The sequence below is a fragment of the Pseudomonas sp. HMSC065H01 genome (assembly GCF_001815235.1).
Taxonomy (GTDB): Bacteria; Pseudomonadota; Gammaproteobacteria; order Pseudomonadales; family Pseudomonadaceae; genus Pseudomonas; species Pseudomonas aeruginosa.
In genome coordinates, this window is the sequence record NZ_KV819837.1 from 75,004 (window position 1) to 101,172 (window position 26,169).

Genomic DNA, 26,169 nt, shown 5'->3' on the forward strand with positions numbered 1-26,169 from the left:
TGCTTGCGGGGTTTTCTCAGGCGCTCTTGCGTACCGGCACGGCGGCCGCCGCGCTTTCCTGGCGCAGGCGGTCGAGCAGGTCGTGGCCGGCCAGGGTCAGGTGGTGGACCACCCATTGCTCCTGGCCGGTCCAGGAATGCTGGACGCTGCCGCAGAGCAGTTGCGCCTGGTTGAGCAACTGCAAGTGGTAGGCCACCGCCTCGCGGCAATGACCGGGTAGCTCGCGTGCTTCCCAGTGCTGGCCGAAGCCAAGGCTTTCCAGATGCTCCAGCAGATCCCTGATCAACCCCCAGTCGCGTTTCATCGGCATGCTCCTTGTCTGCGTCGCGGCCGGCCGTTCCGGCTACCTAGAAGCGGAGTCGCGGCGGCCGCGATGGTTCATTCTTTTTCGCCGGCGGCCCGCCTTTCCGCACGACGGAACCGCCGGGCGCCGGCGTCAGTCGGGAGGAATGCCGTTGCCAACGGTCGGTGTGCGGACTGGCGCGAGAGCTGGAGCGCAGCTTCACTGAGCAGTGACCTTTCCCGTATCCCGGCAGGAGCGCTCCGATGCAGGCTTTCATGGTTCATTTCTCAGACGCCGGACAACCCGGCCGGACCGTGCTCACCACTTTCGCGCCAACCCTCAGCACTAGCGAGGCGCACGTTCGCCTGCAACTCTGCTATCCCCTGCTGTTCCCGCAGCGTCTGAGCGCGGTGCGGGTCTACCCCCTGCTGCCGGCGGCGGCACGCGAGTGAACGCGGCCGCCGGGGCGCCTCAGCCGTTGACTACCGTACCGCCGTTGACGTGCAGCACCTGGCCGCTGACGTAGGACGAGTCGTTACAGGCCAGGTAGACGTAGCTGGCGGCCAGCTCTTCCGGCTGGCCGGGCCGGCCCATCGGCGTATCCGCGCCGAAGTGGGCGACCTTCTCGGCGCTGAAGGTGGACGGGATCAGCGGCGTCCAGATCGGGCCCGGGGCCACGGCGTTGACGCGGATGCCGCGGTTGACCAGGTTCATCGACAGCGACCGGGTGAACGAGGTGATCGCGCCCTTGGTCGAGGAATAGTCGATCAGCTGGGGGTTGCCCTTGTAGGCGGTGATCGAGGTGGTGTTGATGATCGCCCCGCCCTTGCCCATCAGCGGCAGGGCCGCCTTGGTCAACTGGAACATGCCGAAGATGTTGGTGCGGAAGGTCTTCTCCCACTGCTCTTCGCTGATGTCCTCCAGGCGCGCCTGCGGATGCTGCTCGCCGGCGTTGTTGACCAGCACGTCGAGGCGCCCCCATTTCTGCCTTAGCGTGTCCACAACCTGGCGGCAGAAGCCGGCGTCGGCGACGTCGCCGGCGAACGCCAGGCACTGGCGGCCGAGCGACTCGATGATCTCGCGGGTCTTCGCCGCGTCTTCGTTCTCATCCAGGTAGACCAGCACCACATCCGCCTTCTCGCGGGCGAAAGCCACCGCCACCGCGCGGCCGATACCACTGTCGCCGCCGGTGACCAGGGCCACCTTACCCTCCAGCTTGGCCGCCGGACGGTAATCGGCGGAAACGAACTCCGGCTTCGGCTGCATCTGGCTTTCGTGGCCGGGACGTTGGTCCTGGTGCTGCGCAGGCAGGGTCTGTCGCTGTTCGCTCATGGTGGTTTCCTCTCTGTCGGACGCCTCAGGCGCGTTCGCCGCGCAAGGCGCGTTGATGGAATTCGGGCAGGCGCCGCAGCGCCCAGCGGGTGGCTTCCCGGCGCATCCGCGCGGGGTCGCCGTGGAAGCGCTCGCGGCGCGAGAACAGGGCGAGGCCGGCGGGCAACCGGAAGGCCCAGGCGAAGCACACGGTACCGGGCGGGATGCCGTCCTTCGCTTCACTGCCGAGCAACCCCGTGACCGCCAGCGCGGCGCTCGCCGGACTGCGTTGCAGGGCCGCCCTGGCCATGGCCTCGGCGACCTCCACGCTGGTCAGGTTGAAACGCTCCAGCCAGTTCGGGTCGAGCCCCAGCAGGGCAAGCTTGGCCGCCGGCGAATAGACGACGAAGCCGCCTTCCATCACCTTGCCGCTGCCGGCCACCGCCGACAGTTCGGCGCTGATCTGCCCGGCAGTACAGGATTCCGCAGTGATCAGGCTGAGGTCGGCGCTACGCAGGTAGGTCACCAGGCGAGAGGCCTCGTCCGCGAGTTGCAGGTCGGGCATGGCACGCTCCTCAGGGCGAGATCGGGTCGCTGGCGGGAAAGGTCTCCTTCAACGCGTCGTCCAGCTGGCGATCCTCCGCCACCTGGGGCCGGGTGGTGCCGCCACAGGGGCAATCGGCGTCGCGACACGGCTCGCCCTGGGGGTGGCCGCTGGCGCAGGCCGCGCAGCAATAGTGCTGGCCGTCGCGTTCGACGGCATCGGCGCCGGGCTGGCAGGTGCATTTGGGACAGGCACAGGTTTCGCTGTTCATGGGCAGTCTCCAGTGGGGTTCACTTGCTGTGTTCCGGCGAGGTCACCGGGCGCAAGCCACGGGGGCCGGTCCAGCCCCAGAGGACCAGGCCGAGCACGGGCAGGAGCAGGATCAGCAGCGACCAGCCGAGCTTGCGACTGGCGGAGCTGTCGCTGCGGAGCACGCTGTTGATGGCCCAGGCATCCACCAGGAGCAACAGGACCAGCAGCGCGAGGATCAGGTAGGCGGTATCCATCGGGGGCCTCCTCGGCATCTCGTTGCACGGTGGAGGCCCTGTGCGCCGGGGGAGTTCCGCCTTTTTCGCGGACGGTCAGCCGCGCCCGAGCTGGCGCCGCATGGCCGCGCTGATGCGCTGGCGGGTGCCGGCGTAGTCGGCCCAGGGATCGTCGCCGGCGAGTTCGTCGAGGCGCTGCGGCAGACTGCGCAGGTTCCATTGGTTGGCGCCCTGCAGCGAGTCGAGTTCCTCGCGGAACACCGGTACCGACACCGGCAACCCTTCGCGGGCGCGCACCGAGTAGGCGGCCACGGTGCTGGCGCCGCGGCTGTTGCGCAGGTAGTCGACGAAGATCTTGCCGACCCGGTTGCGCGGCCCGGAAACCGCCGAGAAACGCTCCGGCATCAGGCGCGCCAAGTGCTGGGAGATGGCCTGGGCGAAATCCTTGACCTCGTCCCAGCCATGCCGGCGCTCCAGCGGCACCAGCAGGTGCATGCCCTTGCCGCCGCTGGTCTTGAGGAAGGCGCGCAGGCCCAGCTCGTCGAGCAACGTCAGGCTCAGCTGGGTCGCTTCGAGCATGCGCTTCCACGGCAGCGCCGGGTCCGGGTCGAGGTCGAGGACGAAACGGTCGGGCCGCTCCAGGTTGGCCAGGCTGGCGTTCCAGGTATGGAATTCGATGCTGCCCATCTGCACCGCGCCGACCAGCGCCTCGGCGCTGCGGATCTGCAACAGCGGCGGATGACCGGGATCGAGCGCCGGGTCGAGCTGGACGATGCCGGGGATCTTCAGGCGCGCCGCGTGCTTCTGGAAGAACAGTTCGCCGCCGATTCCGTCGGGGCCGCGCACCAGCGACACCGGGCGCTCGCGCAGGTCGCGCAGGAGCAGGTCGGCGTAGCGCGCATGGAACTCGGCGAGTTCCAGCTTGCTGGCCTGGATCGACGGGTCGATCAGCCGCTGCGGATGGCTGATGCGCACGCCGGCGGTGGCCGCCCGCGACGCACCGGCGCCGGCCTTGCGCGCGCCGCGCAGCGGCGGCGGGCCGGCGGGACGCTCGCCGGTCACCTCGCGCGCCGGCTTGTCTTCGCGCAAGCCGTGGAACACTGCCTGGCGGATGATCCCGCCACGGGTCATCTGCGCATAGGAAACCTCGCACAGCTGTTGCGGGCGCACCCACTGCACCGACCCGGTCTCGCGCGCCGGCGGCACCTTCGCCAATGGGCTGGAGCGGACCGCGAGGGGTTCCAGGCGCTCACGGACCTTCTTCAGGCTGGCCGCGGTGAAGCCGCTGCCGACCTTGCCGGCATAGCGCAGCCGGCGCTCCTCGTCAGGGCTGTAGAGGCCGAGCAGCAAGGCGCCGATATGCCGGCGAGAGCCCTTCGGCTCGGTATAGCCGACGATCACGAACTCCTGGCGCAACTGGCACTTCAGCTTGATCCAGTCGTTGCTGCGGCGCGAACGGTAGGCGCTGCCCAGACGCTTGCCGATCACGCCTTCGAGACCGAGCTTGCAGGCGCTGGCCAGCAGGTCGCGGGGGTCTTCCGCGAGCGTCGCGGAGAACCGCAGCGGGTCTTCGTCTCGCCCTTCCAGCAGCGCCTCCAGGCGCGCGCGGCGCTCCTCCAGGGCGACATCGCGCAGATCCTCGCCTTCGTGGTACGGCAGGTCGAAGAGGACGTACAGGATGTTCTCGCCGCGTCCTTCCTCGAAGGCGTTCTGCAGGGCCTGGAAGTCCGGTCGACCCTCCTCGTCGAGGACGACCAGTTCGCCGTCCAGCCAACTGCGCTGCAGACCGAGCCCGGCCAAGGCCTTCTCCAGGTGCGGCAGGCGTTCGGTCCAGTCATGGCCGTTGCGGGTCAGCAGGCGCACGTGGCCGTCTTCGATGCGGCTCATCAGCCGATAGCCGTCCAGCTTGAGTTCGTAGGCCCACTCCCCTCGCGGAGGCTGCTCGACCAGGCTGGCCAGCTCGGGGGCGATCCATTCGGGCATCGGCGTCTTCCCCCCGCTCTTGCCGCGTCGTGCCGGCCTGGCCGCGGGCGTGGCGGCTTCGCCATGGCGGGGCAGCAGCGTACGCTCGCTGAGCACGCTGTCGGGACGCTCCTTCAGCACGTCGAAGCGATCCAGGCTGCGCGCCTCGCCGTCCTTGGCCTTGACCAGGAACCACTGGGGCTGCTTGCCGCGCAGGTTGGTGCGGATCAGGTGCCAACGCCCGGAGAGTTTCTCGCCATCCAGGGCGAAGCTGAGATGGCCCTTTTCCAGGCCCTCGCGCGGATCGTCCAGAGGCGTCCAGGCGCCTCGGTCCCAGACGATGACATCGCCGGCGCCGTAGTGCCCCTGGGGGATGCTGCCTTCGAAATCGGCATAGTCCAGCGGATGGTCCTCAACCTGCACCGCGAGCCGCTTCACCGCCGGGTCGAGGCACGGCCCCTTGGGCACCGCCCAGCTCTTCAGGGTGCCATCCAGCTCCAGGCGGAAGTCGTAGTGCAGGCGGCTGGCGTCGTGCTTCTGGACGCAATAGCGGAGCAGCCCGGTGCTGTCCTTGCGAGGCTTGCGGCCGCTGGGCTCCGGGGTCTGGCGGAAATCGCGCTTGCGGGCGTACTCGGCGAGCGGCTTGCTGCTGGGCATGGTGGGCTCCTCGGTGCTCAGACGCCGGGGCAGACCGGCGCGCTGTGCAGGACCATGTCGATGGTTTTCCCCAGTTCCTCCAGGGTCACCGGTTTGAGCAGCACCGGATAGGGTGCCGCCGGGTCGATGCCGACGCGAGCGCTGTCGCTGAGCAGGATCACCCGCATCCGCGGGCGCACCGGCAGGCTGGTTTCGATGAGCATGCTGCCGCTCAGAGGACCTTCGAGCTGCTCGCTGAGCAGGAACAGGTCGATCACCGCGTCCGAGGCCAGGTGGTCGAGGGCTTCGTCGCGACTCGCCGCGCTGAGCACCGCGTAGCCTCGATCGAGGAGGAATTCCTCGATCCGCCAGAGCTGGTCGGCGTGTTCTTCGAGGACCAGGACGATCTTGTTTTCTCCGTTCACCATGGTTCTCCCTGTCGGATTGTCAGGAAGGCTTCGCTGCAAGGTTCGCGCCGTCCGCCCCGCTTGCGCCGGAGCAGCGTGACCACGGCGATTGGGCGCGGACTGATCGCAAAGTGCGATCAGCAGAGTGCCCGGAAGGCGCCTGTTCATCGTGCAGATTGCCCGACCCGCGCGGACCGCTGGTAAGCCCGCCGGCACCAACCACGTCGACCGGGGTCCAGCCTGAGAGACCGCGAGCGAAGGAGCCAGCCATGCGCCCTGCCCCAGAAGACACCGCAGACGATGCGTTCGACCAGCGCGAGTATCCGATCCCGGAGCGCCTGGAAAGCCAGCGCCGCGCCTGGCGTTTCGAACGGGCGGGCCTGTGGGTCCTGCTCGGGGTGATCCTCCTGGCGCTGACCGGGGTGTTCGCCGGCGGGCCTCTGAGTTCGCGGACGCTGGTCAGCGACAGCGGCAGGCTGACCCTGGCCTACGAGCGTTTCGAACGCAGCGGCGCCGCCAGCCGCCTGCGCATCGATCTGCGCGGCGCGCCGGGCACCGAAGTTGGCGTGCGCCTGGGCGGCGGACTGCTACAGGCGCACAGCATCCAGAGCCTGCAACCGCAACCGCTGCGCAGTCACAGCTGGCGGGGTGGCCTGGAACTGGAGGGAAGGCTCGACGAAGACGGTCGCCTGAGCCTGTTCCTGACGTTGTTGCCGAACCAGCTCGGCGAAGTCGCCAGTCGACTGGAGTTCGCCGGCGAGAGCCTGGCCTTCGACCAGTTCATCTACCCCTGAGTCATCCGTTCCGAGGAGGCGCACGATGGATTCCGTACTGCGAGCCGCCGCGCTCTACCTGGTCCTGCTGGTACTCTTCCGCATCGCCGGGCGGCGTTCACTGACCGACATCACCACCTTCGACCTGCTGCTGCTGATGATCATCGGCGAAGCCACCCAGCAGGCGCTGCTGGGCGACGACTTCTCGCTGGTCAACGCGGTACTGGTGATCGTCACCCTGATCGTCATCGACGTCGGTCTGTCCCTGCTCAAGCTGCGCCATCCGAAGCTCGACACCCTGATCGAGGGCTCGCCGACGCTCATCGTCGAGTACGGCAGGCCATTGCACGCACGCCTGGCCGAGGCCCGCCTGCGCGAGGAAGACATTCTCCTGGCCGCCCGCGAGACCCAGGGCCTGGAACGCATGGAGCAGATCCGCTTCGCCATCCTCGAGAAGAACGGCAAGATCTCGATCATTCCCGATCGCGGCGACTGACGCTGCGCGCGTGGCGCATCAGCAGCGGCTGGATGCTCAGGCCGTGCACGCAGATGCTCAGGGCGACGAGGCTCAGCACCAGGTCGCTGGCGGTATGCGCGAGCGCCGTAGGCAGCCCCTGGTTCAGCGCGTAGCTGAGGTAGTACAGGCTGCCGATGCCGCGGATGCCGAACCAGCCGAGCAGGCGCCGCTGCGCCGGGTGCATCAGCCGCCGGCCGACCAGCAGCCAGACCATCGCCGGCCGGCACACGCAGAACAGCAGCAGCGCCAGCGGCAGCGCGCGCCAGTCCCAGTGCTGGTAGAGCATGGCGCCGAGCAGGGTCACCAGCAGCACTTCCAGCGAGCGCTCCAGCAGGTTGCCGAAGGAAAGCACGTCGAGCATCACCGCGCCGGCCGCCACCTTCGGGTGTTCGCTGCGGTCGGCGCCATACTCGATGGCGCCGCTGGCCTGCCCTGCCTCGCGCACGTCGGCGGCGGCCGCCTGCGCCTCGGCCGGTGCCGAGGCGCGCCCCAGCGTCGCCACCTCGGCGTGGCGCAGGCCGATCCCGGCGGCGAAGCTGGCGAGGAAGCCCCAGCCGCCCAGTGCGTCGGCGCCGACATAGGACAGCGCGATCAGCGCCAGGGCGAGGAAGTCGTTGGCCGACACCGAGGTGTCGGTGTGCCGCGCCCGCAGGTGGATGGCCAGGCGGCCGAGACCATGGCCCAGGCAATAGCCCACCAGCAGGCCGAGCGGAATCGCCCAGAGCACGTCGCGCAGCAGCCAGTCCAGGCCGCTGCGGTCGAACTCCCCGGGCAGGCCGCCGCCCTGACCGATCAGCAGCAGGGCGGCGATGACGAAGGGAAAGGCGATGCCGTCGTTGAGTCCCGCCTCGCCGGATACGGCGTAGCGCAGGCGGTCGTCGTCGCCGGCGTGGTTGACCTGGATGTCGCTGGCCAGCACCGGATCGGTGGGCGCGAGGATCGCCGCGACCAGCAAGGCCAGCCCCCAGTCCAGGCCGAACAGGAAATGCGCGCCCAGGGTAAGGCCGAGGATACAGCCGAGCAGGACTGGTCCGGCCAGCAGCCAGGCAGCGGTCCAGGCCGGCGAGCGCAACGGCAGGCGCAGCTTGAGGCCGCCGATGAACAGCGAGATCAGCAACGCCGCCTCGCTGAGGTGTTCGAACCAGCCGCTGATGTCCGCCAGGCCGCTGCGCCAGGCGTGCAGCCCGGCCGGGCCGATGGCCAGGCCGAACAGCAGGTAGATGAACGAGGTGCTGACCGGCAGCAGGCGCAGGTAGGCCGAGGCCAGGCCGAGCGTCAGCAGGATGCAGCCCAGTACCAGCAACCACAGGCTGAAACTCATGCCTGGCCAGGCTCCGCCCGCGGGGGCGTTACTTGGATGGGTGCGCCTTGGCCAGCGCGCGGGCCATCTCCAGGTGATGCTTCAGGGCCGGCAGATGGGTCTTGGCGAATGCCTGCAGTTCCGGGTCGGTCAGGTTGTCCGCGGCCTGGGTGAAGAGTTCCACGGCTTTTTCGTGAGCCGCCACCTGGTTATTGGCGTAGGCCGGGTCGAAGGAGGCGTCGCGCAGGTCGAGCAGGGTCGCCTTGGCCTTGTCGGTCAGGCTGGCGTCGTCTTCGACCTCCAGTTTCTTGCGCTCGGCCAGGCTGCGCAGTTCGGCGTTGACCTTGCCGTGGTCGTCGATCATCTGCTTGGCGAATACCTTCACATCGGCGGCGGTGCTCTTTTCCAGCGCCATCTTGCCGGCTTCGATTTCCGCTACGCCGGCCGCCGAGGCCTCGCTGACGAAGGTCTGTGGCGCGGTCTTGTTCATGTCCTGGGCGTTGGCGAAAGGCAGGGCCAGGACCAGCAGGAGCCAGGCGGCTCCCTTGAGGGGAAGGCTGATTGCTCTGTTCATGGTCGACTCCGTTGGCGTGACAGGGAAAAAATGCCGGGACTTCGGCACAACGCACCTCGGCATCGTCGCTGCTGTGACGGCGCCGCCGTCCGACCGTTCAGATTTTTCGCCGACCGTGCCAGGCCGGGCGCCCTCCCCGGTCACCCCTGGCGGCTCGCCAGCGCCTCGATCCGCGCCCGGCTCTTCGGCCGGCGTACGGACAGCGGCGGTTCGACCCGCATCGGCGGCGCGATCGCGTTGCCCTGGAGATAGACGTCCCCGGTCGGCAGCCGGGCGAACGCATCGTCCTCCTCGAGACCTTCCAGGACCACGCAGGGCGCCAGTTCGCGGCACAGGGCCAGCAGATGGCGCAGCACTTCGGCGCCCTTCGCCGAGCGACGTGCTTCGCGGGTATACCGGCAATCGATCTTGATCACATCGGGACGGGCATCGAGAACGAAGTCCAGGTTGTTGTGCGCCGCGCCGAAGTCGTCTATCGCGATGCGCACGCCATGTTCGCGCAGGCGTCGGATGAACTCCCGGGTCGCGACTCTCTCGCCCACGGCGGTCTCGGTCAGCTCCAGCGTCAGCCTCCGTGCCACCTGCGGACGGGCGGCCAGCCATCGGCAGACCGCTTCCCACCAGGCATCCATCGCCGCGCTCTGGCGCGACAGGTTGCAGGCCAGGCGCAAGGTAGGCTCGGCGTTCAGCCGGTCGAGGACCGTGCCCAGCACGCAGCGATCGAGCAGGCGTATCAGGCCGAGCCGCTCCAGCGCCAGGATCAGTTCCTGGGTCGGCAACGGCGGCTCGCCGCTGGCGGCCGTGACCCTGAGCAGGGTTTCCCGGTAGAGCGGCTCCCATTCCGGATGCCCGGCATGCCGTACGGCCTGCCAGTCCAGGCGCACCCGACCGCGCGCCAGGGCGGCCTGGAAACGCCGGGCGAGGCGCAGGTCGCCGGCCAGGGAGGCGGCAACGGCCGGCGGGTGCTCGTGCTGGCGAGCCTGTGGGGAACTGTTCACTGTAGAGCTTTCCTTTCCTGGCGGCTGACGCCGTTGTCGTCGATCCAGTCGAACGCCACCTCGCCGCGCGTCCCGCCGTCCACCCGCCGCGGCAGGCCGAGGCGTCGTTGCGAGCGCGGAGCCAGCAGCGTTCCGGGCAGATCCAGGCGCGTCTCCCCTATCTCCAGCGCCAGCCCCGCCAGGGACACGAAGTACGGCGTCGGGTTGTCCACCCGCAGGGTCTCGTCGCGCAGCGCGAAGCCCAGTTCGGCAGCCGCGTCCTCAGCGTGCGGATGCAGGCCGTGCGGGCGGTACAGCACCTTCATCTGGGTTCGCAGGGTGACCGTGAGCCGGGGCCGGCCAGCGGCCTCGGCGGTGGCTTGCGGGGGGATCTCGTAGATGTTCAGCCAGTACAGCGATTCGCGATCCCGTGCCTGGGCCTGGCCGGTAGCCAGCAGGCGCAGGCTGCGCTGGCGTCCCGGCTCCAGGCGGAATACGGGCGGCAGCGGCAGGAACGGAGCCAGCGCGGTATCCGGTTCGCCGTCGAGGGCACCGTCATCGACCCACGCCTGCACCAGCACCGGGTAGGGATTCTGGTTGACAAGCAGCAACGAGGCCTCGCGCTGGCCCTCCACGAACACCAGGCGGGTGCGCTCCGCGGTCACTCCGGCCTCGCTCGTCGGCGCGAGGCAAAGCATGGCCAGCAGCGCGAGCGCGCGCCTACTGGACACGGATAACCACCTGCGCCGTGGCCTCGACTCGCCCCGCCGTGACGCCGGGCTGGCTGCCGAGCGCGAGTTTCTCCAGGCGCGCGCGGAAGGTTTCGCGGTACAGGTCGATGCCGCCGCTACCGCCGTTGGCCTGGGTCGCGCCACCGATGGCGGGGTACCAGCCGGTGGCCTCGGCGTTGCTGCCGCCGGCGGAGTTCTCGTTGGCCAGGAGCGTCATCGGCGTGCCGTCGCGGTAGATGCGGATGCCGACCCCACGGGCAATGCCCGGCTCCCCGTAACGGTCGGAGAGCAGGTAGGACAGTCCGCCACTGGCGTTGACCAGGCCCAGCGCCGGGCTGGCCGCCAGGGCCCCGCTGGACACGCGGATGCCCAGCGCCGTGGCGCCGGCCCCGGTGCCGTTGGTCATGCCGCTCTGGCACTTGAAGGTGAGTTCGAAGGGCGCCTCGCGCACGCCGCCGCCATCGATCTCGGCCAGGGTGATGGACGGGAACTGCACGTGCGGGGTGACCGTCATCACCGCGCAAGTGGGATAGCGTTTCAGGGTCACGTAGCGGTACAGCCCGATGGCACCCGGCCAGTTGCTGTACCAGCCGCCCCAGTTGCCGCCCACGTGCGCCTGGCCGACGGTCGGCGCGGTCAGGCCCGGCCCCTTGATGGCGATGTAGGCCGCCGGCTGGGTGTAGGAATAGGGCTGCGAGAGGATCGTCGGCGAGTAGTAGCGGATCGCCTCCAGCGGCGCGCTGTACAGCTCGGCGCGTACCGCTGCGAGGTTCTTCGCCTTGACCAGCTGGAAGCCGCGCGAGTCTATGTCCAGCCCGGAGAGCTGGCGCTCCTTCCAGATCGGCGTGATGGTTTCCCCCGTCTCGACGTTGGTCAGGCGCAGCAGCACGTTGGGCCAGGCGGTCCGGTAGGCATCCTGCAGGCCGATGTCGTTGCCCACCGTATCGGCGCCGGTGTAGTAGCCGCTATAGAGATCGTCGCCGTTGGTAGAAAACATCTCGTAGACGGCGTCCCCGGCGCTACAGCGGAAGAACACCCGTTCGGGGTCGTAGCCGCCGGTGGCGCCGTACTGGGTCAGCGGCGCCACCGCGCTGGCGATGAGCGTCGGATAGGGCTGGAAACTCTCGTCGCTGACGTTGACCACGCTGGGCAGGCCGAGCGAGCCATTGCAGGTGTCGCAGGCGCCGGTCCAACTGCCGGCGGTACCTTCGCCTGGGCGGATCTGGGTGTTCGAGGTGGTCGTCTCGCTGCCTACCGAGGTGACCCGGTAGCAAGTCGCCTGGCCACTGGCGGGAAGCCCCAGCAACACGCCGAGGGCCAGCGCGGGCAGCAGGGGAAGCGTGCGGTTCATCTGGCGTTCTCCAGGTTGGAGTCGGTGGTGGCTGCCCGGCAGGTGCCGCGCAGGCGGATCAGCGCCTGGTCGCGAGACACACCGGCCAGGTCGTAGGGCAACTCGCAACGCTCCTTGCGCGCCGTTCCCCATTGCACCAGCAACCTGCCCCGCTGGTTTTCCGCGCGCGCATAGACCTGGCCGCCCTGCCCGACCATGCCGATGGCCGCCCCGCCGTCGTCGACCACCACGGCGCCGAGCGGCAGCACACTGCCGTCCTCGCGCCGCGCCTGGATCAGCAGCGGATGGCCGGTCAGCGTCCTGAACGTCACGCGCACGCTGGCACCGGCGTAGGGCGCGACCTTGCGCTCGGTTTCCAGCAGTTCGGCGTCGGGATCGATGCCAACGGGATCGAGTGAGATCGGGTTGTAGCGATAGGGCGACAGCGAGGGGGCCAGCGCATAGCCGTTGCCGTCGATGCGCGCGCCCTGCCCGCCGCGTATCGCGGCACCGCTGGCGCCCTTGGCCTCGACCAGGGCGAAGGTATCGCCGACGCTGGGGCCAAGGGTCAGCCCGTCGCGGTGAGCGACCAGCGCGCCACGGATGCCGCCACTGTATTGCCGGTAGCGATCGCCCTGGGCATAGCCGGCATTCACGGTGGCCAGCGCCGCCTGCTTCTGCAACGTGCCGTTCCATGTGGTGTCGGCGACCTCGCTGTCGCGGTTGGCGGACAGCGCGTAGCTCCAGGTACGCTCGTCGCCCAGCGTACCGTTCAGCCCGGTTTGCAGGCTGCCGCCACGGCTGTCGCCGGAGCGCCGGGTAGCCATGGCGCTGAGCGTCGGCGCCCGACTGGAAGAACCCAGCGGCATGGAGACGCTGAGGGTCAGGGTGTCGTTGCGCTGGCCGCTGCGCCGGTCGCGCCGGAGCAGCTCGACGCCAGGGTCCTGGTCGCCCTGCTCCTGGTAGTAGGTGGTGGTCTGCCGCGACCAGGCGAGGTTGTAGCTCAACTGCCCCCAGGTATTGGAGTAGCCGAACTGCAATTGGGTGTCGCGGCTCTTGCCGTCGTAGAAATCGCTGGAGGAGCCGGAAAGATAGAGGTTGCCGTAACCGCCGAGGGCCTGGCTCACCAGCAGGTTGAACTGGTTGCGCTGCTTGTAGCTGCCGGAATCCCAGGTGTCCCCGTGGCGCAGTGCGTCGCGCGAGCCGAGCACGTCGCCGAGTTCGCGGTAGCCTTCGGTGGAATAGCGGTAGCCGGCCAGGGTCAGGGTAGTGCCGGTGGGCTGGAAGGTCCGGCTGTAGTCGAGCCCGATGCGCCAGCCCTGCTTGCGCGCGCCATCCTCGACGCGTGCGCTGGAATAGGTGCTGTTCAGGCCGAAGGCGCCGAAGCGGGTGGCGAGGACGCCGCCGCCCAGCATGGCCAGGTAGTCGTCGGCGACACGCAGTCCCAGGTTGGCGGTCAGGGCGTTGCTCATGCCGCGCTGGTAGGTGAAGTCGGCGAACAGGTCGTCGCCGTCGCCATACTGGCGCGCCTGGCCCAGGGTGAAGCTGTAGCGCGACAGGCCGGGACGCATGGACTCCGGGACCGAGGCGAACGGCACGCTGAAGCTCGATACGCTGCCATCGGCTTCGAACACCTGGACATCCAGATCGCCGGCATAGGCGCTGTCGTAGAGATCGTCGATGACGAACGGACCGGGGGCGACATTCACCTCGCGGATCTTCCTGCCGTTCTGGCTGATCACCACCCGCGCCGCGGTGGCCGCGGTGCCGCGCACCTGCGGCGCATAGCGGCGCAGGGACTCGGGCAGCATGCGGTCGTCGGTAGCCAGGCTCAGGCCGCGGTAGCCGATGCTGCCGAGCAGGTTGCCGGCGGTGTAGCTCTCCCCCGCCGTCAGTTCGCTGCGCCAGGCCGGCAAGGCGCGCTGGGCATAGGTGCGGATGCTGTTCCACTTGCGCCTGGCCTGCCCGTTGTAGCGGGAATAGGTGTAGTTGGACTGGTGGCGCAAACGCCACAGGCCGAGGTTGATGCCGCTGTTCAGGCCGACATAGGCGTAGTCCGATCGTCCCGATTCGCCGCCGCGGTATTCGGAGCGATAGAGGTTGGTGTCGTAGTTGACGAAGCCCATGCTGTCGCCGGCGTCCCACTCCTCGGGGCTGACGTAGCCGCGCGGCTTGAGGTCGAGCAAGGCTTGCGGCACCGAGAGATCCAGGCGCAGGCGGGCGACGTCCAGGCTGAACCGCGAGCCGGGCAGGCGTGCATCGAGAAAGGCGCAGTGGCGCCCGTCGCCGCTCTTGCGCGGATCGTCACCAGGCTTGGCGCCGAGGCGCTGGCGCAGGAAGTCTTCGTCGAGGCAGGGCTCCACCGCGCCGCTGGCGGGGTTGGCGCGGAAACTCACTTCGCTGCGGCTGGCGAAGCGCTCGTTGAGGTAGACATCGACGTGATAGCGACCCGGATCGATCCGACCGTCCTGGTTGAAGCGCGACAGGTCGCCGCCGCCCAGGGAAGAGCCGAGCAACAGGCGATCATCGAATTCGTAGCCGGGCTGGGCATGACCGAAGGCGCTCGCCGCCAGCGCCATGCCGCCCGCCATCAGGGCCGTGCCGGTGCGGCAGCGGCGTTCATGGCGATAGGTCATGACGGATATCCATATGGGCGCCGTAGTCGTTGATCAGCAGCGCGTGCAGGCGCACGCGTCCCGGCGGCAGGGCTTCTCGGGTTTCGGCCTGCCATTCGGCATGGCTGCGCGGCTCCAGCATGCCGCTGCGCAAGCGCCAGCGGCGCTGGCCGACGCTGAGCGTGGCGCTGGCGAACGAGGCGTAGTAGCCGCTCGGGTTGTCCACCCGCACCGCCCAGCCGGCGCTGCGCCGGACCAGTGCGAAACGCAGTTGCCCGGGCAGGTCCTCGGGACGGCCCTGGATGCCCGCCGGGCGGTAGAACAGCTTCAGGCGATTGCGCAGCATCAGCAGCATCTGGTTCCGATCCGCATGGCTGCCGTTGCGTGGCGGGATCTGCAGGACGTTGAGATGGAACAGCGATTCGCGATCGCCCGGCAGGCCCTGCCCGGTGTAGACGATGCGCAGCGTCTGGCCGCTGTCCGGGGCCATGCGGAATACCGCCGGGTTGACCAGGAACGGCGCGTCCGCCTGGTCCGGCGGCGCGTCCGGGGCGTCGATGTCGACCCAGGCCTGGACGACGTTGGGAAACGCATCGCGATTGCTCAGTTGCACGGTCTTCTCCCGTGCCTCGCCGGGATAGATCACCCGGGTCCCGGTCACCACCACGCTTGCCCGCGCCTGGGCGATGCTCGCCAGCAGGACGAGCAGAAGCGCCGATGTCCTGCCGGATCGGTACGAATGTCTGGGCATGCGGCTTACCTGGCCGGGCACGGTCCAGCGACCGGGCCCGGCTTTAGTGCTGGGAAAAGGAAGGGGCGGCGCATGCGCCGCCGGCATTCACTCGTAACGCAGCGTGTAGGTCACGGCGCCGAGTACCGGACCGGGCGTCACGGTCGCCGCTTCGGAGACGTACTGCACCGCGTAGTCGTAGCTGGTGCTGGTGGCTCCGTTGGCGAGCACGATGTCGCCGGCGGGCACCGCCGCGCCGCCGGCCAGGTCGACCGGGTTGCCGCCGACGCTATCGAGCAATTGCAGCGCCACGCCCGTCGCGCCGCTGGCGGCGGTGTTCACCAGGTTCCCGGCGGCGCTGGGGTTGGTGGCCTGGAACAGGGTGGTGAAATGCTCGTCGGCCGTCGGCGCGACGCAATCGGTGAGTTGCAGGGTGAAGGCGGTTTCGCCGGCGCTGCGGCCCACTGCGCCATCGAGGGCGCTCACCGGTACGCTGTCGAGGATCACCGTGGGGTCGGTGAAGCCGTTGACCGCGACCTGGCAGGTCTGGTCGGTCACTTCGCCGCTGAATGTGATAGTGTTTGCCGCCATCGCGGTTCCCGAAGCGGCAATTGCCGCAAAGGCCAATACCACTGCGCATGGGTTCGAAGTTCTGGTCATGCCTATGTTCCTTGTGTGAGGCAATAATCGTCCACCCGCCTTTTATTTCGGCCGGGAACGCGGTAAAGACTCGAACGAGTTCAAATCGATAATCAGTGGTGCGAACCACCGATATAAGTATCCCGTGCACAGGCGTCGAGGTGAACGCCGAACGGCGGACTTATAAATCCGTTCGAGTGCCCGCCACTCGGGGAATTGCCTCGTTTCGCAGGGTACCGCCTCTTCGTGCTATCCGTCGACATTGCAACGCTTGTATTTCCGACTATGGAACTCTGGCATCCCGGCCTCTCTTGCTTGTCTTCGCCAGTTTGGACTTATAATAAAAACCGTCATCCGTGTAATGCATGGATGGTGCCATGCAGTTAACTTCCAAGTTGGAAGTATGCACTTCCCTGTTACTCAACGAATAATTACCGTCGACTTTTCCCGGGCAATTTCCATGTTCACCCGCAGGCGCTTCTCCTTGCGCAGCAAGCTTTTTCCGCCGCCGCTCAGAAGTCCGGTGCGCAGACGAGTGCCAACGGCGGCGTGCGCACTCTCGTTGCAAGTGGGCGCTGCGCCGATGCTGTTCGGAGAATCCGTCTTGCGACAAGTCAACAACTCGAACCACGGCTTCGCCTAGCATTGAAAAAGTTCCTGCACGACAGTTGTCGGGCCTGTTGGTCGTCGCTCTGCCAAGTGCCTGGACATATTTCCGTTATCCACTGATTCGGAGTCCAACGTCGCCGAACGTGCCGGCTGCCGCGACTCTCGAAAAAATAGCCTGGAGAAACTCCGAAACAAACATTGCACATGGACCGTCGTCGCAACGGTCTCCCTCAATAGTTATTAAAAGAAGAGGTTCGCACCCATGGCAGGCAAGCATTACCAGGATGCCGATGTGCATGCCGCAACCCTATCCCGCCTCCGACTGGTATTCCGGAACTTCGAGCGCGTCTGTGTCGCCTTCTCCGGTGGCAAGGACAGCTCGGTCACCCTGCAATTGGCGCTGGACGTGGCACGCGAGTTGGGACGCAGCCCGGTGGACGTACTGTTCATCGACCTGGAGGGGCAGTACCAGGCCACCATCGATCACGTCAGCGAGATGCTCGGGCGTCCCGACGTACGCCCCTGGTGGGTCTGCCTGCCACTCAACCTGCGCAACGCCTCCAGCCTGGAGGAACCCTACTGGTGCTGCTGGGAGCCCGGCGCCGAGGCCGACTGGGTGCGCCCGCTACCGAAGCAGCGAGGGGTGATCAGCGACCCGGCGTTCTTCCCCTTCTACCGCTACCGCATGGAGTTCGAGGAGTTCGTCGCCGGCTTCAACGCCTGGCTGGCCAGGGAAGAGCCTACCGCGTTCCTGGTCGGCATCCGTTCGGACGAATCGCTCAATCGCTACCTGGCGGTCAAGCGCAGGAGCCGGGCGAAACAATGCGCCTGGACGCCGCCGGGCGGCTGCGCGCCGCTGGCCTGGAGCGCGCGCGACCGGGCCAACCCGCAGGCGGTGAGCTTCTTCCCGATCTACGACTGGCGTTTCGAGGATCTCTGGCGTTGCGTCGCCGACCACGGCTACGCCTATAACCGCCTCTACGACCAGATGTACCGCGCCGGCGTGCCGTTCTCGCAGATGCGCATCTGCCAGCCCTATGGCGACGACCAGCGCAAGGGCCTCGACCTGTTCCACCGGATCGAGCCACGCACCTGGTTCAAGGTAGTCCGGCGCGTCGCCGGCGCCAACTATGGGGCGCGCTATTGTCGCCAGCGCTTCCTCGGCTACCGTGGCGGCCTTGGCCTGCCGCCCTCCTTCGGCACCTGGCGCGAGTACAGCCAGTTCCTCCTGCGCAGCATGCCGCCGCCTCTGCGCGGCATCTACCAGCGGCGCATCGAGCGTTTCATCCTCTGGTGGAAGCAGCACGACTATCCCCTTGCCATCTGGCCGGACGCGGGGATCCCGGCCCTGGAGAATCGTCGCAAGCAGCCGTCCTGGCGGCGTATCGCGCTATCCCTGCTGAAGCAGGACATGGCCCGCTCGCTGTCCTTCGGCTTCTCCCAGGCCGATATCGACAGACTGGTCCCCGGTCGGGAGAAGCGCTCGTGATCCGCCCGCAAGACTGCGAGATCCTGCAGTGGCGCTCGTTCGACGACGAGGCCGCCTTCTTCGCCAGCATGGGCCGCTTCTTCGCCAGCGCCCGGGTGCGCCGCGAATGCGGCGGCTACCCGCTGAGCGACGGTCCCTACCACCGCTGGTTCGTGCTCCGCCGCCAGGGGGACACGCGGATACTGGGGTTCGTCAGCCTGGAGCAACATCCCGACGTGGTTCGCCTGCGCGATGCCTACCTGCGTGCGGAAGCGCGCGGTCGCGGGCTGTTCCGCACCCTGCGCGAGCGGGTCCTCGGGCATGTCGACCAACTCGGGCTGGCCTGTACCACCCGCGCGCCCCAGGCCTGCGCGCGCCTTCTCGAACCGCACGGCTTCGCCGTGCATTCCACCCGGGGTAGCTGGGTGACGCTCATGAGGAAAGCCCATGGCACAGACAAAGACACTGACGGAGCGAGCCGAGGCGCTGTTCGGCGAACTGCACGGGTTGCCGCTTGCCGAGCGGATTGAAGCCATCAACCGGATCCGCCGGCTGCTCCACGCGCACAGTCCGTTCGCCGAAGAGCCGGTCGATTGCGTGCAGTGGGTGCGTGCCGAGCGCGTCGCCGGCAACGACTACAACCCCAATACCGTCGCGCCACCGGAGATGCGACTGCTGAGGCTGTCCATCGAGTCCGACGGATTCACCCAGCCCATCGTCGCCTATCCGCAGGCCGACGGGCGCTACGAGGTGGTCGACGGCTTTCACCGCCTGCGCGTGGGCAGCGCCAAGGGCGCGCTGCGCCAGCGTCTGCACGGCTACCTGCCGATCGCCGCGATACGCGCCGGGCGTGAAGGCGACAGCGAGCGCATCGCCGCCACCATCCGCCACAACCGAGCACGCGGCGTGCACGGCGTATTGCCGATGACGGCGATCGTGGTGACCCTGCTCAAGGCCGGCTGGAGCGAGGCCGACGTGGCCCGCGAACTGGGCATGGACAATGACGAGGTGCTGCGTTTCAAGCAGGTTTCCGGATTGCCCGAGCTGTTCCGCGAACACGTGTATTCCCGCTCCTGGGAGTAGCGGGCGGCGCCGTCGGCCGCACCGCTCGCCCAGGCTCAGGCCGCGCCGGTGGTCAGGCTGATGTGCTTGTATTCGACGAAGTCGTCCAGGGCGGCGACCCCGTTCAGCCGGCCGAGGCCGGACTGGCGGTAGCCGCCCTCCTCGAATTCGTCGTAGACCTTGGCCCAGTCGTTGATCCACACGGTGCCGGCGCGAATCTTCCGCGCCACCCGTAAGGCACGCGCGACATCGCGGGTCCAGACCCCGGCCGCCAGCCCGTACTCGCTGCGGTTGGCCAGGGCGACGCCCTCCTCCTCGTGCTCGAATACCTGCAGGGTCAGCACCGGTCCGAAGGTTTCCTGTTGCACGATGTCCAGGTCCGGATCATCGACCTCCAGCAGGGTCGGACGGTAGAAGGCGCCGGCCGCCAGCTCGCCCTCGGTTACCGGGCCGCCGCGGACCACCACCCGCGCGCCGGCGGCGATGGCCTGGCGTACGGCTCGCTCGACGCGCTCGACGTTGGCCTTGTCGATCAGCGGCCCCATGTCGCTGCGCGGGTCCGCCGCCGGCCCCACGCGCAGGTTTTCCAGGCGCTGCGCCAGGCGTTCGCGTAGCCGTTCGGCAACGCCGCGCTGCACCAGCAGGCGCGAACCGGTCATGCAGAACTGCCCGGCGAACACCGTCAGCGACTTCTCCAGCACGGGCAAGGCGGCGTCCAGGTCGGCGTCGTCGAACATCAGGTGCGGTGTCTTGCCGCCCAGTTCCAGGCCGAAGCGCTTCAGGTGCCGCGCGCCGGCGGCGGAAATCGCTCGGCCGGTGGCGCTCGAGCCGGTGAAGCTGATCACCGGCACCTCGGCCGCGTCGATCAATCGCCGGGCGCCTTCGGAACCCGATTCGCTGAAGATGTTCACCGCCCCGGCAGGCAGCGACGGCGCTTCGGCGATGATCCGCGCGACCATGGCGTTGGTCTGCGCGGTCTGCCCCGGCATCTTCACCACCGTGGTGGTACCGGCGGCCAGCGCCGGCGCCAGGGAGCGGATCATCAGCACCACCGGTGAATTCCACGGCACGATGATGCCGGCGACGCCCATCGGCTCGCGCAGCACCAGCGACACCACGTCGGGGCGCGGCGTGCCGCTGGCGCCCCGTTCGCTGCGCGCCAGGCCGGCGTAGTAGCGCAGCTTGCCCGGCACCATGCCGACCTCGAAGGCAGCCTCGGGCTTGATCTTGCCGTTCTCCAGGGCAAGCAGGTCGATGAGCGCATCGGCATGCCGCTCGAAGGCCGCGGCGATTTCCTCCAGGGCTTTCGCGCGCAGCGCGTGGTCGTCCTTCCAGGGACCATCTTCGAAGGCGCGCACAGCGGCGGCGATCGCCGCATCGGCCTCGGCCCGCCCGCCGTCGGCGTAGGTGCCGATCGGCTGGCCGCTGGCCGGGTCGAAGGATTGTCCCCGCTGCGCGGAATCGAGCCATGCGCCGTCGATCCAGTGTCTGGCGTGTCCGTTCATCTGCAAGTTCTCCTGGGTCGGTCAGGCGATGCGCTGCGCGAGGTGCTCGGCAACGGCGATGGTGGTGATGTTGGTGGCCACCGAAATGGCATCGGGGAAGATCGAGGCGTCGATCACCCGCAATCCTTGCAGGCCATGCACCCTGCCCTCCAGGTCGACCACCGCCCAGCGCTCGCCGGCGCGGCCCATCGGCGCGCTGGAGGTCGGGTGGTGGTAGGTATCGAGGGTGGCGCGGATCGCCGCTTCGATCTGCGCATCGCTGCGTGCCTCGGGCCCCGGCCCGAGTTCGGCGTGGATCAGCCCGGCGAGCGGTTCGCTGCGGCCTATCCGGCGCGCCAGCTTGACCCCTTCCAGCAACCGCGCGCGGTCTTCGGCCTCGGCGAGGAAGTTCAGGTCGATCAGCGGCGCGACGGCCGGGTCGCGGCTGGCCAGGCGCACACTGCCCAGCGATTGCGGCCGGGTCAGGGCCACGGCGAGGACGAAGCCGACCCCGGTCGGGCTCATCTCGGCGGGGAACAGGTGGGTGGCGGTGATGTGCAGGTCCAGCTCGCCGTTCTGCGCCCGCGAGCTATGGGTCCAGAGCTTGGCGCCGATCACCGGCGACTGCGCGCCGATGCGCTCCGGCCGGGCGGCATAGGCGTTGTAGTAGAACGGATGGTCCTTGAGCCGGCGGCCCACCGGCAAGTCGGCAAGCAACGGGATCGACAGCGCCTTCAGCTCGTCGGCCGGGCCGACACCGGAGCGCAGCAGGATCGCCGGGCTGCCGTAGGCGCCGGCGCTGAGGATCACTTCGCCGGCGTGGATTTCCTCGCCGGAGGCCAGGCGCACGCCCACCGCGCGCTTGCCTTCGAAGAGCACCTGGTCGACCAGCGCGTCGCCGCGGATCGACAGGTTGGCGCGAGCGCGCACGGCGTTGTCGAGGTAGGCCATGCCGGTGTTGACGCGCACACCGTTGACGACATTCATCGGGTACGGCCCGACGCCGTTGGCGTCGGCGCCGTCGAAATCGGCGATGGCCTTGAAACCGTTGGCCAGGGTGGCGTCGACGAAGGCCCTCTGCATCGGCGAGAGATCGGCGCGGCTCAGTTGCCGCACCGGCAGCGGTCCGTCCCCGCCGTGCAGGGCCGGGTCGCCGCCCTGGCGGGTCTCCAGGCGGCGGAACGCCGGCAGCAGGTCGTCGTAGGACCAGCCCGGCAGGTTCCAGCGGGCGAAGTCTTCGCGCCGCGCGCGGATCGCCACCGCGCCGTTGATCGCCGAGCTGCCGCCGAGGACCTTGCCGCGGATCGCATGGATCGGGTGCCCGATCGCCCCCGGTTGGGACTGGTAGCCCCAGTCGCTGGAGGGGTCGCCGCCGACGCTGTCGCTGCTGGCGATGATCCTGGGGTAGTCCCAGGCCGGATAGGCCTGGCCGGCTTCCAGCAACAGTACCCGGCGGTCGCCGCGCTCGCTCAGGCGCCGGGCGAGGACCGCGCCGGCGGAGCCGCCGCCGACGATCAGCACATCGATCCTGCCGCCATCGAAGGCCTTGCGGGGCGTTTCCGCCGTGGCGCTGGCCACGCCGGGCGCGCCGCCGAGCAGCGAGCCCAGGGCGAGCGCGGCGGAGCCGGCGACGGTCTGCGCCAGCAAGGTGCGGCGCGCCGGGTTTTCGGGTTGGTGCATGGGGTTCTCCCGTATCCAGATCGATTGACGGGAGCAACGCTATGCCCGGCGCGCCCTCGGCGACAGACAGCGGAAGGCGAACCGCTGGTTCGGTTTTTCCGAACTCAGCCCGGCGGCAACAGGCCACGCTCGATGAGCGCGCGGTCCCAGGGTGCCGGATCGCCGATTTCCTCTTCGAGGAACTGGCCGAGGACGAGGATCTTCCGGGGCGTCCGTTGGGTCTTGCGGTAGACCACGGAAACCTGCCCGCCGTCCGGCGAGTAGCCAGGCAGGACCGGCAGCAGCTCGCCGGCCAGCAAGGCATCGGCGGCCAGGAAGCTCGGCAGGATCGCCAGGCCGAGCCCGGCGCGCGCACCTTCGAGCAACTGGTGCCCGGAGTCGGTGCGCATCCTCACCCGGATGCGGAACGAGGCCGGTTCGCCGTCCACCGGCAGACAGAGCATGCCGCCGGGCTCGCGGTTGTAGTAGACCAGCCCGTCGTGCGCCTGTAATTCCTCGGGATGCTGCGGCACGCCATGCCGCGCCAGGTAGTCGGGACTGGCGCAGAGCAGGTGGCGGTTGGCGGTGATCGGCCGCGCCACCAGGCAGGAGTCGTCCAGCCGGCCCATGCGCAGGGCCATGTCGAAGCGCGGTTCCTGGAGGTTGACGAAACGATCGTCGGCCTGCACGTCCACCCGCAATTGCGGATGGCGCTCGGCGAAGCGCGCCAGCAGCGGCGCCAGGTAGCGCGGAGTGAAGGCCAGCGGCGCGGAGAGGCGCAACTGGCCGCGCAGGTCGTCGTCGGCGTCGAGCACCGAGGCTTCCGCCTGCTCCAGCTCCTGTAGCAGGCGGCAGGCATGTTCGTAGTAGGTGCGACCGGGGTCGGTGAGACTCAGCGGCCGGGTGCGGTTCAGCAGCACCCGGCCCAGGCGCCTCTCCAGTTGCTGGATACGCTGGCTGACTTGCGACTTGGTGGTGCCCAGGCGGCGGGCGGCCTCGGAGAAGCTATGGGCGTCGACCACGCTGACGAAGGTGGTCATTTCGGCAAACTTGTTCATCGGTGTCCTTCTGCGATCCGCCCCCGCGGACCCCGATCATACGCTTTCCGCCGCCGCTATCCGCGCCTCGGCGACCCGACGCAGGCGGTGCATGGACTCCTCCGACTCGCGTTCGATGCGACGGCGCAGCAGGAACAGGTTGGCCAGGCGCATCGACCAGCCGTCGAAGCGGTATTCCAGGGTGCGCACGAAGCGGGTGCCGGCCGCGCTCGGCTGGCATTCGTAGCTCAGGCGCAGGTGCAGCCCCCGGTCGCCACGGGCGTTGGCGCGCCACAGGTGTCCCGGCTGGTACTCGACCACCGTCCAGGACAAGTGCCCGGCGCGGCCGCCGGCGTGAATGTCCTCCTCGAAGCGCGCGCCGGCCGGCAGCGGGCCAGCGGCGCCGTCGACCCGCAACGACGAGGGATGCCATTCCGGCCAGAGTGCCGGGCTGGCGGCGTAGGCGAGGGTCGCCTCGGGCCCGCGGGCGATCTCGATTCGGTGCTGCATGCGGGTCATGGCGCGCTCCTCGGCGGTTTCCGCTTCCCAGTGGAGGGTACCGTAGCACCAGTCCATCAACGGGAAGACCAGGTTGAAGTTGTGCGTCTGCATCAGCTCGCGACGGTGATGCAGTTCGTGCAGGCGGCGCATGTGGCGGATCCACGGCAGACGGCTGAGCGGATGCTCCGGCGGCAGGTGTTCGCAGGCGTGGAAGATCTCGTAGCTGAGGTAGCCCAGCAGCAGGGTCGCGGCGAACAGCGCGGCGAGGTTGTCGTTCAGCAGGCCGAGCAGGCTCCAGGCGAGCAGCGCGCCGAGGCTGAAGACCACCACCAGCCAGGCCGGGAACAGGATCACCCGCCAGTCGCGGGCCTGTTCGTAGCGCATCTGGCCGGCGACGAAGAAGCTGTGGTGGTCGCCGGTATGGCGCTTGTAGAACATCCGCCCCAGCGGGTGCTTGTGGTGGCCGAGGGACTTGTGGATGCGGTACTCGCCCCAGTTGAAGAACACCAGCGCGGCCGGCACCGTCAGCCATTCCAGCAGGCTCGGCTGCTCGAGTCGGGAGAGGAAGAAGACGATCCAGGCGCCGCCGTAGGCGAGGACGAAGCCGGCGTGCAGCCAGGGGTTGTAGCCGGGCCGGATGGCCGCGCGGTACTGCTGGCGAAAGGGTTGGGGATCGAAGGACATGGTCGGCATCTCGCGTGTGATTGTTATTGGCTGGGCCGCGAACCGGGCCGATCCGCCGGGGCGGAAGGGCTTGCATTCGAGTGTAGCGATGCCAGTCTTATCAGGGTAATGGATAAATAGAATGAGGATTATTCATGAAGCTGAACTTGCAGCAGCTCGACCTCAACCTGCTTCTGGTCTTCGATGCCCTGATGCGCGAACGCAACCTGTCGCGCGCGGCGATCCGCCTGCATCGCAGCCAGCCGGCGGTGAGCAACGCCCTCGCCCGCCTGCGCGAGCAGCTCGACCAGCCGCTGTTCCGGCGCACCGCCAAGGGCCTGGAACCCACCGCCGCCGCCCTCGCCCTGTACGTGCCGGTGCGCCAGGCCCTGCATCTGCTGCAGGCCGGCCTTGGCTCCCAGGAAACCTTCGATCCGCACACTGCGCGGACCTTTCGCCTGACGATGAACGACTATGCCCAGTTGCGCCTGCTGCCGGGCCTGGTGACCCGCTTGAAGACCCTGGCCCCGCGGGTGACGCTGGAGGTACGTCCCGACGAAGGCGCCTCGATCCCGGCGCAACTGGCCAGCGGCGAACTCGACCTGGCGATCGACTACCTGTACTTCGACGAGCCCGAGCTGGCCTACCGGCCGGTCGGCGAGGAACGCCTGGTGGTGATCGGCCGGCAGGGCCATCCGGCCTTCCGCGGCGGCCTCGACCGCGCGGCCTACGAGGCCGCGCAGCACGTCTCGATCCTGCCGCGGGTCGGGCGCGGCAGTCCGCTGGAGATCGTCCTCGGCTCGGCCAGGGTACAGCGCCAGGTGCAATTGCTGGTGCCTCACTACCTGACCATCCCGGCCATCGTCGCCAGCACCGAGCTGCTCGGCACCGTGCCACGCCGCCTGGCCGAGCGCTTCGCCGGCAGCCATGGTTTGCAACTGGCGGACGTCCCCTTCGAGATGGCCCCGGTGCAGGTCAACCTGATCTGGCATCGCCAGCAGGAAGCGACGCCCGGCCTGCAATGGCTGCGCGAGCAGATCGTGCAGATCGAACAGGGCTGAGTCATAGGTTGCGCGCGAGGATCAGTCTTCCGTCACTTTCGATCATTGAGCGAGGCCTTTCCCGCAACCTATGGTGAGGCTCCGCCCCGCAACCGGCCCCAGGCCGCCCCGGGGATACAGTCCAGCACCCGCCAGAGGAGCCACCGTATGACCAGCCTGCCGCTCGAAGCCAACGCCGCCGCCACCCTCGCCGAATGGCACGGGCTGATCGCCCGCCGCGACCTCTCCGGGTTGCCGCGCCTGCTGCACCCCGACGCCGTGTTCCGCTCGCCGATGGCGCACAAGCCGTATGCCGGCGCACCGGTGGTCTCGATGATCCTGAATACCGTGCTCACGGTCTTCGAGGATTTCGCCTATCACCGCCAGTTGGCCAGCGCCGACGGCCGCAGCGTGGTGCTGGAATTCAGCGCACGGGTCGGCGAACGCGAACTGAAAGGCATCGACATGATCCGCTTCGACGACGACGGCCGGATCGTCGACTTCGAAGTGATGGTCCGTCCCATGAGCGGCCTCCAGGCCCTCGGCGAGGAGATGGGCCGGCGCCTGGCCTCCTATCTGGCCGCGAGCAAGGCCTGAGGCGATAGCCTTTGGGCCAAGGCCCGACGCTGCCTTTGCCAAGAGCGCAGCGTCGGCCCGCCGGAGCGAACTCCCGACATGGGTGCAACGCCCCCGCCCTCCCGCGTTCAGCGTCGACCCAAGCCACAGCGAAGGGGCTTGGGTAGTTCCGCAGCGAACCGGGCGAGGACATTTCCCAGCAAAAACGCCAGGTCGGTACTTCGCGAACCCGCGTCCATCGCGGCCATGACCCATA

The 26,169-nt window shown here is 68.5% G+C and carries 26 protein-coding genes and 1 pseudogene; 8 read left to right on the forward strand and 19 right to left on the reverse strand.

Annotated elements, in window-relative coordinates:
* Nucleotides 1-16: 16 nt before the first annotated feature.
* On the reverse strand, nucleotides 17-304 hold the full coding sequence (locus HMPREF3014_RS03730; protein ID WP_003100808.1) for a DUF2513 domain-containing protein: 288 nt from the start codon (nucleotides 302-304) through the stop codon (nucleotides 17-19).
* Nucleotides 305-558: 254 nt separating this feature from the next.
* Between HMPREF3014_RS03730 and HMPREF3014_RS03735 the strand changes: the two genes are divergently transcribed.
* Nucleotides 559-735 (forward strand): hypothetical protein, encoded by a 177-nt coding sequence (locus HMPREF3014_RS03735; RefSeq protein WP_169057975.1) that lies wholly within the window; start codon nucleotides 559-561, stop codon nucleotides 733-735.
* A 19-nt stretch (nucleotides 736-754) separates the two neighbouring features.
* On the opposite strand, the gene HMPREF3014_RS03740 is transcribed toward HMPREF3014_RS03735, so the two are convergent.
* From HMPREF3014_RS03740 to HMPREF3014_RS03765, 6 genes and pseudogenes are all read right to left on the reverse strand, one after another.
* Nucleotides 755-1,615 carry an SDR family oxidoreductase gene (locus HMPREF3014_RS03740; protein WP_003113640.1) on the reverse strand — a complete coding sequence of 287 codons (861 nt, stop codon included), beginning with the start codon at nucleotides 1,613-1,615 and terminating at the stop codon, nucleotides 755-757.
* A pseudogene (locus tag HMPREF3014_RS03745) lies at nucleotides 1,612-2,159 on the reverse strand (CinA family protein). Before HMPREF3014_RS03745 ends, HMPREF3014_RS03740 begins: the two are co-directional and overlap by 4 nt.
* A gap of 10 nt (nucleotides 2,160-2,169) precedes the next feature.
* Complete coding sequence (locus HMPREF3014_RS03750) at nucleotides 2,170-2,409, reverse strand: metallothionein (RefSeq protein ID WP_003100805.1); 240 nt, start codon at nucleotides 2,407-2,409, stop codon at nucleotides 2,170-2,172.
* Nucleotides 2,410-2,428: 19 nt separating this feature from the next.
* Nucleotides 2,429-2,644, reverse strand: coding sequence for a PLDc N-terminal domain-containing protein (locus HMPREF3014_RS03755; protein WP_003088893.1), 216 nt, complete (start codon nucleotides 2,642-2,644; stop codon nucleotides 2,429-2,431).
* A 75-nt stretch (nucleotides 2,645-2,719) separates the two neighbouring features.
* Nucleotides 2,720-5,242, reverse strand: coding sequence for a DNA ligase D (gene ligD, locus HMPREF3014_RS03760; protein WP_009876372.1), 2,523 nt, complete (start codon nucleotides 5,240-5,242; stop codon nucleotides 2,720-2,722).
* Nucleotides 5,243-5,259: 17 nt separating this feature from the next.
* Complete coding sequence (locus HMPREF3014_RS03765; RefSeq protein ID WP_023082932.1) at nucleotides 5,260-5,649, reverse strand: response regulator; 390 nt, start codon at nucleotides 5,647-5,649, stop codon at nucleotides 5,260-5,262.
* Nucleotides 5,650-5,897: 248 nt separating this feature from the next.
* On the opposite strand from HMPREF3014_RS03765, the gene HMPREF3014_RS03770 reads away from it, so the two are divergent.
* Both HMPREF3014_RS03770 and HMPREF3014_RS03775 read left to right on the forward strand, forming a co-directional pair.
* Complete coding sequence (locus HMPREF3014_RS03770; RefSeq protein ID WP_017149004.1) at nucleotides 5,898-6,422, forward strand: hypothetical protein; 525 nt, start codon at nucleotides 5,898-5,900, stop codon at nucleotides 6,420-6,422.
* Nucleotides 6,423-6,447: 25 nt separating this feature from the next.
* A complete protein-coding gene (locus HMPREF3014_RS03775) occupies nucleotides 6,448-6,897 on the forward strand; it encodes a DUF421 domain-containing protein (RefSeq protein WP_017149003.1) in 450 nt (149 codons plus the stop codon).
* Here the strand turns inward: HMPREF3014_RS03775 and HMPREF3014_RS03780 are convergent.
* The 8 genes from HMPREF3014_RS03780 to HMPREF3014_RS03815 all read right to left on the reverse strand — a co-directional run bounded on the left by HMPREF3014_RS03780 (nucleotide 6,875) and on the right by HMPREF3014_RS03815 (nucleotide 15,835).
* Nucleotides 6,875-8,239 carry a cation:proton antiporter gene (locus HMPREF3014_RS03780; protein WP_003113638.1) on the reverse strand — a complete coding sequence of 455 codons (1,365 nt, stop codon included), beginning with the start codon at nucleotides 8,237-8,239 and terminating at the stop codon, nucleotides 6,875-6,877. The genes HMPREF3014_RS03775 and HMPREF3014_RS03780 overlap by 23 nt on opposite strands.
* Nucleotides 8,240-8,267: 28 nt before the next feature.
* Entirely contained in the window at nucleotides 8,268-8,792 is a 525-nt protein-coding gene (locus HMPREF3014_RS03785) for a DUF4142 domain-containing protein (RefSeq protein ID WP_003088871.1), read from the reverse strand.
* Between the two features lie 140 nt (nucleotides 8,793-8,932).
* A complete protein-coding gene (locus HMPREF3014_RS03790) occupies nucleotides 8,933-9,790 on the reverse strand; it encodes an EAL domain-containing protein (protein WP_003109869.1) in 858 nt (285 codons plus the stop codon).
* Nucleotides 9,787-10,500 carry a fimbrial biogenesis chaperone gene (locus HMPREF3014_RS03795; RefSeq protein ID WP_003113635.1) on the reverse strand — a complete coding sequence of 238 codons (714 nt, stop codon included), beginning with the start codon at nucleotides 10,498-10,500 and terminating at the stop codon, nucleotides 9,787-9,789. Before HMPREF3014_RS03795 ends, HMPREF3014_RS03790 begins: the two co-directional genes overlap by 4 nt.
* A complete protein-coding gene (locus tag HMPREF3014_RS03800) occupies nucleotides 10,490-11,851 on the reverse strand; it encodes a fimbrial protein (RefSeq protein ID WP_016851673.1) in 1,362 nt (453 codons plus the stop codon). Before HMPREF3014_RS03800 ends, HMPREF3014_RS03795 begins: the two co-directional genes overlap by 11 nt.
* A complete protein-coding gene (locus HMPREF3014_RS03805) occupies nucleotides 11,848-14,466 on the reverse strand; it encodes a fimbria/pilus outer membrane usher protein (RefSeq protein WP_003120282.1) in 2,619 nt (872 codons plus the stop codon). Before HMPREF3014_RS03805 ends, HMPREF3014_RS03800 begins: the two co-directional genes overlap by 4 nt.
* Nucleotides 14,450-15,196: a fimbrial biogenesis chaperone gene (locus HMPREF3014_RS03810; RefSeq protein WP_023087539.1), complete on the reverse strand. Its 747-nt coding sequence runs from the start codon at nucleotides 15,194-15,196 to the stop codon at nucleotides 14,450-14,452. The genes HMPREF3014_RS03805 and HMPREF3014_RS03810 overlap by 17 nt, the downstream gene beginning before the upstream one ends.
* Before the next feature lie 87 nt (nucleotides 15,197-15,283).
* Nucleotides 15,284-15,835, reverse strand: a complete 552-nt coding sequence (locus tag HMPREF3014_RS03815) for a fimbrial protein (RefSeq protein ID WP_003120281.1) — start codon at nucleotides 15,833-15,835, stop codon at nucleotides 15,284-15,286.
* An 850-nt stretch (nucleotides 15,836-16,685) separates the two neighbouring features.
* On the opposite strand from HMPREF3014_RS03815, the gene HMPREF3014_RS03820 reads away from it, so the two are divergent.
* Genes HMPREF3014_RS03820 through HMPREF3014_RS03830 form a run of 3 tightly spaced genes read left to right on the forward strand, consistent with a single transcriptional unit; the run spans nucleotide 16,686 to nucleotide 18,974 of the window.
* A complete protein-coding gene (locus HMPREF3014_RS03820; RefSeq protein WP_014602965.1) occupies nucleotides 16,686-17,912 on the forward strand; it encodes a phosphoadenosine phosphosulfate reductase in 1,227 nt (408 codons plus the stop codon).
* The gene (locus HMPREF3014_RS03825; RefSeq protein ID WP_003102153.1) at nucleotides 17,909-18,421 is read left to right on the forward strand and encodes a GNAT family N-acetyltransferase; all 513 of its coding nucleotides are present in this window, start codon (nucleotides 17,909-17,911) and stop codon (nucleotides 18,419-18,421) included. The genes HMPREF3014_RS03820 and HMPREF3014_RS03825 overlap by 4 nt, the downstream gene beginning before the upstream one ends.
* Nucleotides 18,339-18,974 carry an IbrB-like domain-containing protein gene (locus HMPREF3014_RS03830; protein ID WP_003088853.1) on the forward strand — a complete coding sequence of 212 codons (636 nt, stop codon included), beginning with the start codon at nucleotides 18,339-18,341 and terminating at the stop codon, nucleotides 18,972-18,974. The genes HMPREF3014_RS03825 and HMPREF3014_RS03830 overlap by 83 nt, the downstream gene beginning before the upstream one ends.
* Nucleotides 18,975-19,009: 35 nt before the next feature.
* Here HMPREF3014_RS03830 and HMPREF3014_RS03835 read toward each other — a convergent pair whose 3' ends face one another.
* The 4 genes from HMPREF3014_RS03835 to HMPREF3014_RS03850 all read right to left on the reverse strand — a co-directional run bounded on the left by HMPREF3014_RS03835 (nucleotide 19,010) and on the right by HMPREF3014_RS03850 (nucleotide 24,327).
* Nucleotides 19,010-20,458, reverse strand: a complete 1,449-nt coding sequence (locus HMPREF3014_RS03835; protein ID WP_023087540.1) for an aldehyde dehydrogenase family protein — start codon at nucleotides 20,456-20,458, stop codon at nucleotides 19,010-19,012.
* A 21-nt stretch (nucleotides 20,459-20,479) separates the two neighbouring features.
* A complete protein-coding gene (locus HMPREF3014_RS03840) occupies nucleotides 20,480-22,117 on the reverse strand; it encodes a GMC family oxidoreductase (protein WP_023087541.1) in 1,638 nt (545 codons plus the stop codon).
* A gap of 104 nt (nucleotides 22,118-22,221) precedes the next feature.
* A complete protein-coding gene (locus HMPREF3014_RS03845) occupies nucleotides 22,222-23,154 on the reverse strand; it encodes a LysR family transcriptional regulator (protein ID WP_003102145.1) in 933 nt (310 codons plus the stop codon).
* Between the two features lie 36 nt (nucleotides 23,155-23,190).
* Nucleotides 23,191-24,327 (reverse strand): SRPBCC family protein, encoded by a 1,137-nt coding sequence (locus HMPREF3014_RS03850; RefSeq protein ID WP_073647865.1) that lies wholly within the window; start codon nucleotides 24,325-24,327, stop codon nucleotides 23,191-23,193.
* A 125-nt stretch (nucleotides 24,328-24,452) separates the two neighbouring features.
* Between HMPREF3014_RS03850 and HMPREF3014_RS03855 the strand changes: the two genes are divergently transcribed.
* Nucleotides 24,453-25,358, forward strand: a complete 906-nt coding sequence (locus HMPREF3014_RS03855) for a LysR family transcriptional regulator BsrA (RefSeq protein ID WP_003142490.1) — start codon at nucleotides 24,453-24,455, stop codon at nucleotides 25,356-25,358.
* A gap of 147 nt (nucleotides 25,359-25,505) precedes the next feature.
* Complete coding sequence (locus HMPREF3014_RS03860; protein WP_003102139.1) at nucleotides 25,506-25,934, forward strand: nuclear transport factor 2 family protein; 429 nt, start codon at nucleotides 25,506-25,508, stop codon at nucleotides 25,932-25,934.
* Nucleotides 25,935-26,169: the final 235 nt, after the last annotated feature.

Bases quoted from the DNA above. Each gene is read 5' to 3' on its own strand.
- HMPREF3014_RS03830 (WP_003088853.1), top strand. From the start codon at position 18,339: ATGGCACAGACAAAGACACTGACGGAGCGAGCCGAGGCGCTGTTCGGC.
- HMPREF3014_RS03860 (WP_003102139.1), top strand. From the start codon at position 25,506: ATGACCAGCCTGCCGCTCGAAGCCAACGCCGCCGCCACCCTCGCCGAA.
- HMPREF3014_RS03850 (WP_073647865.1), bottom strand. From the start codon at position 24,327: ATGCCGACCATGTCCTTCGATCCCCAACCCTTTCGCCAGCAGTACCGC.
- HMPREF3014_RS03730 (WP_003100808.1), bottom strand. From the start codon at position 304: ATGAAACGCGACTGGGGGTTGATCAGGGATCTGCTGGAGCATCTGGAA.
- HMPREF3014_RS03810 (WP_023087539.1), bottom strand. From the start codon at position 15,196: ATGCCCAGACATTCGTACCGATCCGGCAGGACATCGGCGCTTCTGCTC.
- HMPREF3014_RS03780 (WP_003113638.1), bottom strand. From the start codon at position 8,239: ATGAGTTTCAGCCTGTGGTTGCTGGTACTGGGCTGCATCCTGCTGACG.
- HMPREF3014_RS03765 (WP_023082932.1), bottom strand. From the start codon at position 5,649: ATGGTGAACGGAGAAAACAAGATCGTCCTGGTCCTCGAAGAACACGCC.
- HMPREF3014_RS03755 (WP_003088893.1), bottom strand. From the start codon at position 2,644: ATGGATACCGCCTACCTGATCCTCGCGCTGCTGGTCCTGTTGCTCCTG.
- HMPREF3014_RS03800 (WP_016851673.1), bottom strand. From the start codon at position 11,851: ATGAACCGCACGCTTCCCCTGCTGCCCGCGCTGGCCCTCGGCGTGTTG.
- HMPREF3014_RS03770 (WP_017149004.1), top strand. From the start codon at position 5,898: ATGCGCCCTGCCCCAGAAGACACCGCAGACGATGCGTTCGACCAGCGC.
- HMPREF3014_RS03835 (WP_023087540.1), bottom strand. From the start codon at position 20,458: ATGAACGGACACGCCAGACACTGGATCGACGGCGCATGGCTCGATTCC.
- ligD (WP_009876372.1), bottom strand. From the start codon at position 5,242: ATGCCCAGCAGCAAGCCGCTCGCCGAGTACGCCCGCAAGCGCGATTTC.
- HMPREF3014_RS03805 (WP_003120282.1), bottom strand. From the start codon at position 14,466: ATGACCTATCGCCATGAACGCCGCTGCCGCACCGGCACGGCCCTGATG.
- HMPREF3014_RS03815 (WP_003120281.1), bottom strand. From the start codon at position 15,835: ATGACCAGAACTTCGAACCCATGCGCAGTGGTATTGGCCTTTGCGGCA.
- HMPREF3014_RS03840 (WP_023087541.1), bottom strand. From the start codon at position 22,117: ATGCACCAACCCGAAAACCCGGCGCGCCGCACCTTGCTGGCGCAGACC.
- HMPREF3014_RS03750 (WP_003100805.1), bottom strand. From the start codon at position 2,409: ATGAACAGCGAAACCTGTGCCTGTCCCAAATGCACCTGCCAGCCCGGC.
- HMPREF3014_RS03775 (WP_017149003.1), top strand. From the start codon at position 6,448: ATGGATTCCGTACTGCGAGCCGCCGCGCTCTACCTGGTCCTGCTGGTA.
- HMPREF3014_RS03740 (WP_003113640.1), bottom strand. From the start codon at position 1,615: ATGAGCGAACAGCGACAGACCCTGCCTGCGCAGCACCAGGACCAACGT.
- HMPREF3014_RS03735 (WP_169057975.1), top strand. From the start codon at position 559: ATGGTTCATTTCTCAGACGCCGGACAACCCGGCCGGACCGTGCTCACC.
- HMPREF3014_RS03855 (WP_003142490.1), top strand. From the start codon at position 24,453: ATGAAGCTGAACTTGCAGCAGCTCGACCTCAACCTGCTTCTGGTCTTC.
- HMPREF3014_RS03785 (WP_003088871.1), bottom strand. From the start codon at position 8,792: ATGAACAGAGCAATCAGCCTTCCCCTCAAGGGAGCCGCCTGGCTCCTG.
- HMPREF3014_RS03845 (WP_003102145.1), bottom strand. From the start codon at position 23,154: ATGAACAAGTTTGCCGAAATGACCACCTTCGTCAGCGTGGTCGACGCC.
- HMPREF3014_RS03820 (WP_014602965.1), top strand. From the start codon at position 16,686: ATGGCAGGCAAGCATTACCAGGATGCCGATGTGCATGCCGCAACCCTA.